Raw genomic sequence first — 9,004 nt, forward strand, 5'->3', positions numbered from 1 at the left:
CCGTTCGGTGGCGGAGGGAAACGTAAGGAGCGGACATGTGGCGGGGCGTCAACCCCCGGTGCCACATCGGATGTCATACCGGGGTAGGGGGTGCCTCGAAGGAGATCCAGACGTCGGGCGGCAGATCCGGCCGGTGGGGCACCGGCCTGCGCTCCTCGGTCCACGCGTCCCCGGCGACTTCCGTGGCGACGCGGCGCCAGAATCGGACCGCCGCCGTGTTCACGTCCTGGAAGGCGACCTCCCACGGGCCCGGGTGCCGGGCCATCACCTGCTGAACCGCGCCCAGTCCGACCCCCGCCCGGCGCGCGCCCCGCACCACGAAGAAGGTGTTCAGCACCCGCTTGGGACCGGTCAGCCCCCGGACCAGGGCGAGACCGGCCGGGCGTGTGTCCACCGTCACGACGTACGCCGCCCAGACGGCGTCGGCGAGGGCGGTACGGGGCCGCTCGGCGTGGAACGTCCCGTCGGCGTCCGGCAGGATCTCGTCGTACTCCGAGAGGTCATGGCGGAACATCAGCCACAGCCGCTCCACCAGGGTGTGGTCGGCGGTGGTCGCGGGACGCACGGAAACGTGGGGCACAGGGCTCCTTCCAGGGCGGGACAGCGGCTGCGCGCAGGTGTTCCGTAGCAGACTGTGGACCATGACTGACGCCTCGTCGACCACGCATCGTGTGCCTTACTACGCGCAGTGGGAGTCCGCGGACCTCGTGCCCGAGTTCGTGACGGGTGCTCGGGCGTCGGCCGATGATCCGCTGTGGCAGAAGAGCGGGGCGGGGAGCCGGGAGGAGTACGGGTTCTGGGCGTCGCGCATCTGCGGCATGGCCTGTCTGCGCATGGCTCTGGACCACTTCGGGCATCCTGTGCCGCCGTCGATTCCCTTGCTGCGCGACGCCCTTGAGGCGGGGGCGTACGTGCGGACCGGGGAGACCACCGTCAAGGGGCTGATCTACGCGCCGTTCGCCGACTGGGTCGTCCGGCGCTGGGGCCTGTATGCCCGGGCGCGGCCCGAGCTGGGGGCCGGGGACATCGAGGCCGAGGTGGCCCGGGGGCGGCTCGTGATGCTGTCGGTGCACCATTCGATCCGTACGCTCGACCCGGAGCCCCCGCTGCGGGGCGGGCATCTGGTGCTCGCGGTGGGCTGCGGGCCCAAGGGGGTCGTGCTGCACAATCCGTCGGGGTTCCCAGGACATTCGCAGCAGTACCACCAGGTGCCCTGGGCGGATCTCGAACGGTTCTTCGCCGACCGCGGTGTCGTCCTGGGGAGCCGGGTGCGCTGACACCGCTGCCCGCTATCCGCTGCCCGGGGTCACCAGGCCCGATTCATAGGCGAAGATCACCGCTTGGGCGCGGTCGCGCAGGCCGAGTTTGGCGAGGACCCGGCCTATGTGGGTTTTGACCGTCTGTTCGGCGAGGACCAGCGACTCCGCTATCTCCTGGTTGGACAGGCCGCGCGCGATCAGCTCCAGGACCTCGGTCTCCCGTGGGGTGAGGCCGCTGCGGCGCAGCAGGGAGCTGTTGCGGCGGGGGGCCGGGCGCTGGCGGGCGAATTCGGCTATCAGGCGGCGGGTGACGGAGGGGGCGAGGAGGGCCTCGCCCGCGGCGACGACGCGGACCGCCGAGATCAGGTCGGCCGGTGGGGCGTCCTTGAGGAGGAAGCCGCTGGCTCCGGCGCGCAGCGCCTCGTAGACGTAGTCGTCCACGTCGAAGGTGGTGAGCATGAGCACCTTCGGGCGGTGGGTGACGCCGCGGGGCGGTTCGAGGAGCTGGCGGGCGGCCTCCAGGCCGTCCATCTCGGGCATGCGGACGTCCATGAGGACGACATCGGGGTGGGTGTTGCGGCTGACGTCCACCCCCTGGCGTCCGTCCGGGGCCTCGCCGACCACGTCGATGTCGCTCTGCGCGGCGAGCAGCGCGGCGAAGCCCGCCCGGACCATGGCCTGGTCGTCGACGATGATCACGCGGATGGTCATGAGCCCTTTTCTTCCAGGTCGACGAGGGGGAGCCGGGCCGCCACCCGGAAGCCGCCGTCCGGCAGCGGGCCGGTGTCGAGCGAGCCGCCGACGAGGCGGACGCGCTCGACCATCCCCACCAGACCGTGGCCGGTGCCGCTGGTCTCCAGGGGGGTTGCCGGGCCCTCGGCCGGGGGGCCGTTGACGATGAGGAGGGTGAGCCCGGAGCCGTCCTCGGCGGCCGAGACCGCGACGCGGGTGGCGGCGCCGGGGGCGTGGCGCACGACGTTGGCCAGCGCCTCCTGCACGATCCGGTACGCGGACAGGTCCACGGCCTGCGGCAGCGCGCCGAGGTCGGCCACCTCGTCGCCGAGGGACAGCTCGGTGGGTATCCCGGCCCGCACGGTCGCCTCGACCAGCTGCGGCACCTGGCGCAGCCCCGGCTGCGGGGTGCGCTCGCCGCGGGTCTCCTCGCTGCGCAGCACGCCCAGCAGCCGCCGCATCTCGGCGAGGGACTCGCGGGCGGTGGCGGCGATCGTGCCGAACTCCTGCTCTGCCTCGGGCGGCAGCCCGCCGATCCGGTACGGGGCGCTGTCCGCCTGCACGGTGATCACCGACATGTGGTGGGCGACGACGTCGTGCAGTTCGCGGGCGATGCGCGCGCGCTCCTCCAGCAGCGTGCGGTGGGCCCGCTCGGCCTCGCTGATGGTCTCCTGCTCGGCCAGCCGCCGCTGCACGTCGCCGCGCTCCCGCAGCGCGCCGCCGACCAGCAGCACCACCCCGCTGAGCACGAACAGCAGCACGTTGCTGCCGTCGCTCTTGGTCTGGAACGCCATGCCGAGGGCGAGCCCGGAGCCCCCGGTGACCAGCCACACCGCCACCAGGGTGCGGCGCGGTTCGCGCAGCGCGAGGGCGAGGAGGAGGAAGAGGTAGCCGATGATGGCGGGCGGCTGCCAGGGCCAGACACGGTGCTGGAGGTCGGAGGTGCCCAGCACCACCAGCGCGGTCGTCACATCGGCGAGGAAGACGATCCACCACGCCTGGAGGGGACGGGTGACCGCCAGCAGCAGCGGCGTGGCCTGGGCCAGCCCGAGCAGCGTGGCGAGGCCGCCGCTCACCCCGTAGTCGTTGGTCAGGAGCTGGGCCGTGACCGGGACCAGGATGGCGGTGAGGATCATCGCGACGGCGTACGGCACCTTCCGCCGCCAGGGCCGGGAGGCCCCCGCGAGCAGCGGGGTCGCCGGATAGCTGGGGGTCGTCAGGGCCCGGGCGAGGCTGCCCGCCTGCCGCCGGGCGGCCGCGGGCAGGCTCTCGTGCGCGGTGGACGCGGCGCCGGGGGAGATCCCCGTGAAGGAGGGTGAGGGCATGGTCGCCTCAGCGTAGGTTCGGCGCACCTCGCGCACGTCATACCTGGGAGTCGATTTATGGCTCATACCTGGGTAGGGGGCCCGTCCCCCTGAACCCCCTCTTCGCCTACAGCTCCGCCAGCAGCTCGGCCTTCTTCGCGCTGAACTCCTCGTCCGTCAGCAGCCCCGCCGTGTGCAGCTCGCCGAGGTGGCGGATGCGGTCGGCGATGTCGGCCGGGTCGCGGCGCGCCGGGGCCGGGGTGCGGGCGGGCGCGGGGGCGCCCTCGGCACACGGCGCGGGGGCGGACGCCCGTACGGCCTCCAGGACGGCGGCGGCGAACGGCAGGGACTCGTGGACCAGCCCGTACCCCATCCCGAACACCACGGCCGCCGGGTCGTGGTCGGGGCGGCCCGCGGGGTGGTCCTCGGCGCCGCGCGGCACCAGCCGCAGATGGCCGTAGCCGCTCTTGGCGGTCGAGCCCTTGGAACCGGAGTTCCTGGCACCGGAACCCTTGGATCCCGTGCTCTTCCCTGCCGGGCCCTTCGGATCCGCTCCCGGCGCCTCCGGATCCTCCGCCGGTGCCGTGCCCGCCGCCTTCGCGGCCGTGCCGCCCGAGCCCTTGTTCTCCGGCGAGCGCCACTCCACCCCGGCCAGCTCGTCGATCCGGAACCGCTGGTCCCCGGCCTTCCACTTCGTGGAGGACGCGCCGGTCCAGAACCAGCGGAACGACACCGCCTTGCCGTCGAAGGACGCCTTGCCGTCGTACGCCTTGAAGGACAGCGGTGGCGCGGGCGCCGCCACCAGATGGGACTCGGCGGCGGTGTCCACGTGGGGCCCGAGCGCGCCGCGTATCTCCTCGGCGTAGTACTCGGCGAGGGACGCGCGCTCGGCGGGCAGCACCAGGCGGTACGGGTCGTACCCCTCCCTGAGCTGTCCGTCGGCGACGTCCATCAGCGGATCGGCGCCGGGTCTGGGCACCGCGCGCAGCACCACCGTTCCGCGTTTACCGGGAGCGAGCTCGACCGCGGACAGCGCTTCGTAGGGGATGTGGCGTTCGCCGAGCGCCTGGAGCAGCTTCGGCGTGCGGATCCCCCGTTCGAAGCGGATGAGCACGGAGTCGGTGTCGAACTCCCAGACGGTCTGAAAACCGGCCAGCACATCACCCATGCGGCTCATCGTATGCGGCGGTGGCCCGCCCGTCCCCCCTTGAGCGCTACGCGCGTCAAACGTCTTCCTCGCGACCGGTGGGTGGTGTCCACGTGCTCACCACCCGCTTCTCGTACGCTCATTCGCAGGTCAGCCCAGGTCAGCCGGGGTCAGCTCAGTCCGGCGGTGCACGCGGCACCGTCCCCGCAGCTCACGGTCTTGACCCGGCCGACCCCGACCCGCGCGAAGTTGTCCAGGCTGGTGGTGCCGGGGGTGAAGTACCCGGCGTGTCCCTCGGCCCCGGCGGCGGACAGGACGCGGGCGCCGAAGCCGGAGGAGAGCGGGTCGGCGCCGTGGCCGAGGCCGCCGACCTCCAGGTGCGGGATGTCCTGGATCCAGTCGCCGGAGTCCCGCATGGCCCACACCCGGCGATCGCTGCCCAGGTCGGAGGCGCGGTCGGCGCGCATGCCGGGGCTGCCCGCCACCGCGATGTCGGTGACCTTGGACGGCAGGTCGCGGGCGGCGACCCCGCACACCACCGAGCCGTAGCTGTGGCACATCAGCGAGACGCGGGCCGCCTCGGGCAGCCCGTTGACCAGCGCGCGCAGTCGCAGCGCGCCCTGGGCGGCGAGCTTGCCGGTGGCCGCGTCCATGCCGATACCGGCCGGGGAGGTGTAGTCGGCCCAGGCGATCACGGCGGTCCTGGTGTCCGGGGCCTCGGTGCGCTCGTCGTGGTAGAGCGCGCGGGCCATGCCGACGGTGGCGGTGTACGGCCGGTCGGACTTCTGGAAGGTCAGGATGTTGGTGTCCACACCGGGCACCACGACCGAGACGCGGCTGGCGTGGGCGAGGTCGCCGAAGACCTCGGCGGCCCGCCCGGGGCCCGAGGGGTCGAACGAGAGGATCTGCCGCTTCCCGCTCAGCAGGTCCTCGTACCGGTGCATGCGCCGCCCGGCGTCATGGCGCCCCAGCGGGGTCAGCTCGCCGTTGTGCATGCGCCGGCGCTCGATGTCCCGGGCCTGGGCCAGCGCGATCCGGTTGGCGCGGTAGCGCAGCGCTGCCGGAGCGCCGTTGAGGTTGCCGACGACCAGCGGGTAGCGGTGGACGAGCCGGTCGCGCTGCGCCTTGGTGAGCGAATCCAGCCAGCGGCCGAGGAAGCGCGGCGACGCGTACGGATCGGGCAGGGCGTGGCCGTCGAGGGCGCCGTGGCGCCAGGCGTTGACCGACACGGAGAGCGGATCCGAGTCTCCTCTGTGGCTCCGTATGGCCGTCCAGCCGGTGGTGGCGAGCAGGACGAACACCACCGCCAGGGCGAGCAGAGCGCGCCAGGCGGTGGAACCGGGGGAGGGAGAACCGAGCTCCGAGAAGGAAGTCACCGCGGGACACCCTAGGAGAAGCGCGCCCACAGGTGCCAAATACCGTGACGTGTATCACGTTTGAGGACGTGGTTTTGACGGAAACTTATGTCGGATTTGATGCCCTTCGCGAAGCTTGTCGGTTTTACTGCTCGGTGCGCCAGTTCTCGGCGAGGGCCGGACCCACATGGTCCAGGTGAAACGCGGTGATGTCCCGCAGGGCGTCCGTGGACTCGTCGTCGCCCGCTCCCCACAGCTTCCCTGCGATCTGAATCACACCGCCGAACATCGCGGTCAGCAGCCGCGGCCGGGGATCCACCGATACGTCGAGGCCCTCGCGGCGGGCGATCTCCGAGGCGATCCGCTCCTCCAGCTCGGCGGTGCGGCGCAGATGGACGGCGAGCAGCGCGGGCGTCGACTCGATCACCCGGTACATCCGCATGTGGAGTTCGGCCGGAACCAACTGCTCGACAGAGTCGCCCATGGTGCTCCACGCGTCGAGCACCGCGCCCCGCAGGGCGGCCAGCGGGGCCTCGTGGGCGGGGCGCGCGCACAGCGCCGCGAAGAAGTGCGACTCCGCCGAGTCCTGGGTGGCGAAGGCCACTTGCTCCTTGTTGGCGAAGTACCGGAAGAAGGTGCGCTGCGAGACGTCCACCGACTCCGCGATCTCGTCCACCGTCGTGTGGTCGTACCCCTGACCGGTGAACAGATCCAGCGCCGAGCGCACCAGAGCGCTGCGGGTCCGCTGCTTCTTGCGTTCGCGCAGTCCGGTCGGTGGCGGTGCCACCGCCTCGTCCGCTGTCACCTCTCGTGCTCGCTTTCTGTCGCGTTTCGGCAGGCCACCCTACCTGTGGCCCACTCGACAGAGACCAGCTGATGAATCGGTTTGTCAATTGTCAGACGCTGACATTAGCCTCCGAGCATGACGTCTGAGACCACCGTCGCCGATACGGCGCCGGAACCTCCTATATCGGATCCCCCGAAGGGGCTGCGGGGTCATCCCTGGCTGACGCTCCTCACCGTCGCCATCGGTGTGACGATGGTCGCCCTCGACGGCACGATCGTCGCCATCGCGAACCCGGCCATCCAGAAGGACCTCGGCGCCTCGCTCGCCGACGTCCAGTGGATCACCAACGGCTATCTGCTGGCCCTCGCGGTCGCGTTGATCACCGCGGGCAAACTCGGTGACCGCTTCGGCCACCGGCAGACCTTCCTCATCGGCGTCGTGGGCTTCGCCGCCTCCTCCGCCGCCATCGGCTTCTCCGGCGACGTGGCGCTCGTCGTGGGCTTCCGGGTGCTCCAGGGCCTGTGCGGGGCGCTGCTGATGCCCGCGGCGCTCGGCCTGCTGCGCGCGGCCTTCCCCGTCGAGAAACTCAACATGGCGATCGGCATCTGGGGCGCCGTGATCGGCGCCTCCACCGCCGCCGGACCCATCGTCGGCGGACTGCTCGTCGAGCACGTCAACTGGCAGTCCGTCTTCTTCATCAACCTGCCCGTGGGCGTCCTCGCCCTCGTTCTCGGCCTGATCATCCTCGTGGACCACCGGGCCAAGAACGCCCCGCGGTCCTTCGACCTCCCCGGCATCGTGCTGCTGTCCGGCGCGATGTTCTGCCTGATCTGGGCGCTCATCAAGGCCACCGACTGGCAGTGGGGAAGCGCCAAGACGCTGGGGTTCCTCGGCCTCTCGGCCGTCCTCTTCCTCGTCTTCGTGCTCTGGGAGAAGCGGACGCGCGAACCGCTGCTGCCGATGTCCATCTTCCGTTCGGTGCCGCTGACCGCCGGTACGGTCCTGATGGTGCTCATGGCCTTCGGCTTCATGGGCGGGCTGTTCTTCGTCACCTTCTACCTTCAGAACGTGCACGGCATGACCCCGGTCAACAGCGGTCTGCACCTGCTGCCGCTGACCGCCACCATGATCGTCTCCTCGCCGATCGCCGGAGCGCTGATCACCCGGTTCGGAGCGCGGGTGCCGCTGGTGGCGGCCATGACGCTGACCGCCGTCTCCATGTTCGGGCTCTCCCGGCTGGAGGTCGGCACCGGCACGGTCGAGATGTCCGTGTGGTTCGCCCTCCTCGGCTTCGGCCTCGGCCCGGTGATGGTCGGCGCCACCGAGGTCATCGTCGGCAACGCGCCCATCGAGCACGCCGGTGTCGCGGGCGGCCTCCAGCAGGCCGCCATGCAGGTCGGCGGCAGCCTCGGTACGGCCGTGCTCGGCGCGATCATGGCCGGGAAGGTGGACGACACCCTGCCGGACAAGTGGGCCAAGGCCGGACTGCCGCCCATGAAGCCGGAGCAGGCGGCCAAGGCGTCCGACGCCGTCGCGGTCGGCATTCCGCCGGCGCCCAAGGGCACCCCGCCGGAGATCCTCGGGAAGATCACGAGCGTCACGCATGACACGTTCGTGTCGGGGATGGGGCTCGCCTTCGGCGTCGCCGCCGTCGTCTCGGTGGTCGCGGCGCTGGTCGCGGTGCTCACCAAGAGCGGTGACAACGCGGAAGCGGGCGGCGGGGGCGTGCACATCTGACCTCTCAGGGTCAAGCCCCCTATCCGGGTGGACCTCGCTCGACCCCGTGGTGGGGACGGGAGTCGGCCGACAGGCTGGCTCCCGTTCGTATTTCCGGATGTTCCACACACGGGGTGTGATCCACATGCGCAAGACCATCCTGGCCACGGCGACCCTCGCTCTGGCCTGTGCCCTGACTCCTGCCGCTGCTGGGGCGGCCGCGCCCGGGCCCCGGCTCGGCAGCTGCGCCACGGGGCAGCTGTGCCTCTGGCACAAGGCGGCCTTCACGGGGGCGCGCCAGGTCCATGAACTGGCCGACACCGACATCGAGAGCTGCGTCCCCCTGCCGAGGGGCGCCTCGGCCGCGTCCCTGGCCAACCGCACGGGGCGGCCGGTGACGGCGTACCAGAGCGCGGAGTGCGCCGAGACGGGCGAATTCCGCACCTACCCGACCGGCTCCTGGACCCCCGAAACGGCCTACCAGGTACGGGCCTTCAAGATCTGGGAGCGGTGACGAGCGGGGCGGGGGCCGGGCTTTGTTCCCCACCCCGCCCCTTCCCGAACCAGGGGCCAGCCCCTGGACCCCGGGTGGACGCGGGGGCCCCGGCGTGGGTGAGCGTGCTCCAGCCCGGCAGGTCATCGCGCGCGGTGGCCGACCGGCGCGACGGCGGCGCGCCCCCCTCGCAGCACCGGCATGATCGTGC

9 protein-coding genes are annotated in these 9,004 nt (G+C 71.8%); 3 read left to right on the forward strand and 6 right to left on the reverse strand.

Annotated elements, in window-relative coordinates:
- Nucleotides 1-73: 73 nt before the first annotated feature.
- Entirely contained in the window at nt 74-580 is a 507-nt protein-coding gene (locus SSOG_RS31235; protein ID WP_009718260.1) for a GNAT family N-acetyltransferase, read from the reverse strand.
- Nucleotides 581-641: 61 nt separating this feature from the next.
- Here SSOG_RS31235 and SSOG_RS31240 point away from each other — a divergent pair, with 61 nt between their 5' ends.
- Nucleotides 642-1,277: a C39 family peptidase gene (locus SSOG_RS31240; protein ID WP_009718261.1), complete on the forward strand. Its 636-nt coding sequence runs from the start codon at nt 642-644 to the stop codon at nt 1,275-1,277.
- Between the two features lie 12 nt (nt 1,278-1,289).
- On the opposite strand, the gene SSOG_RS31245 is transcribed toward SSOG_RS31240, so the two are convergent.
- From SSOG_RS31245 to SSOG_RS31265, 5 genes are all read right to left on the reverse strand, one after another.
- Nucleotides 1,290-1,970, reverse strand: coding sequence for a response regulator (locus SSOG_RS31245; RefSeq protein ID WP_009718262.1), 681 nt, complete (start codon nt 1,968-1,970; stop codon nt 1,290-1,292).
- Complete coding sequence (locus SSOG_RS31250; protein ID WP_039942019.1) at nt 1,967-3,316, reverse strand: sensor histidine kinase; 1,350 nt, start codon at nt 3,314-3,316, stop codon at nt 1,967-1,969. The genes SSOG_RS31245 and SSOG_RS31250 overlap by 4 nt, the downstream gene beginning before the upstream one ends.
- Nucleotides 3,317-3,422: 106 nt before the next feature.
- Entirely contained in the window at nt 3,423-4,463 is a 1,041-nt protein-coding gene (locus SSOG_RS31255) for a DUF4429 domain-containing protein (protein WP_009718264.1), read from the reverse strand.
- Nucleotides 4,464-4,612: 149 nt separating this feature from the next.
- Nucleotides 4,613-5,818 carry an alpha/beta hydrolase gene (locus SSOG_RS31260; RefSeq protein ID WP_009718265.1) on the reverse strand — a complete coding sequence of 402 codons (1,206 nt, stop codon included), beginning with the start codon at nt 5,816-5,818 and terminating at the stop codon, nt 4,613-4,615.
- Nucleotides 5,819-5,942: 124 nt separating this feature from the next.
- The gene (locus SSOG_RS31265; protein ID WP_009718266.1) at nt 5,943-6,602 is read right to left on the reverse strand and encodes a TetR family transcriptional regulator; all 660 of its coding nucleotides are present in this window, start codon (nt 6,600-6,602) and stop codon (nt 5,943-5,945) included.
- 117 nt (nt 6,603-6,719) lie between these two features.
- Here SSOG_RS31265 and SSOG_RS31270 point away from each other — a divergent pair, with 117 nt between their 5' ends.
- A complete protein-coding gene (locus SSOG_RS31270; protein WP_009718267.1) occupies nt 6,720-8,321 on the forward strand; it encodes an MFS transporter in 1,602 nt (533 codons plus the stop codon).
- A gap of 124 nt (nt 8,322-8,445) precedes the next feature.
- Nucleotides 8,446-8,814: a peptidase inhibitor family I36 protein gene (locus SSOG_RS31275; protein WP_039942020.1), complete on the forward strand. Its 369-nt coding sequence runs from the start codon at nt 8,446-8,448 to the stop codon at nt 8,812-8,814.
- The last annotated feature ends 190 nt before the right edge of the window (nt 8,815-9,004 follow it).

Source organism: Streptomyces himastatinicus ATCC 53653 (genome assembly GCF_000158915.1).
In the GTDB taxonomy this organism is placed as follows: Bacteria; Actinomycetota; Actinomycetes; order Streptomycetales; family Streptomycetaceae; genus Streptomyces; species Streptomyces himastatinicus.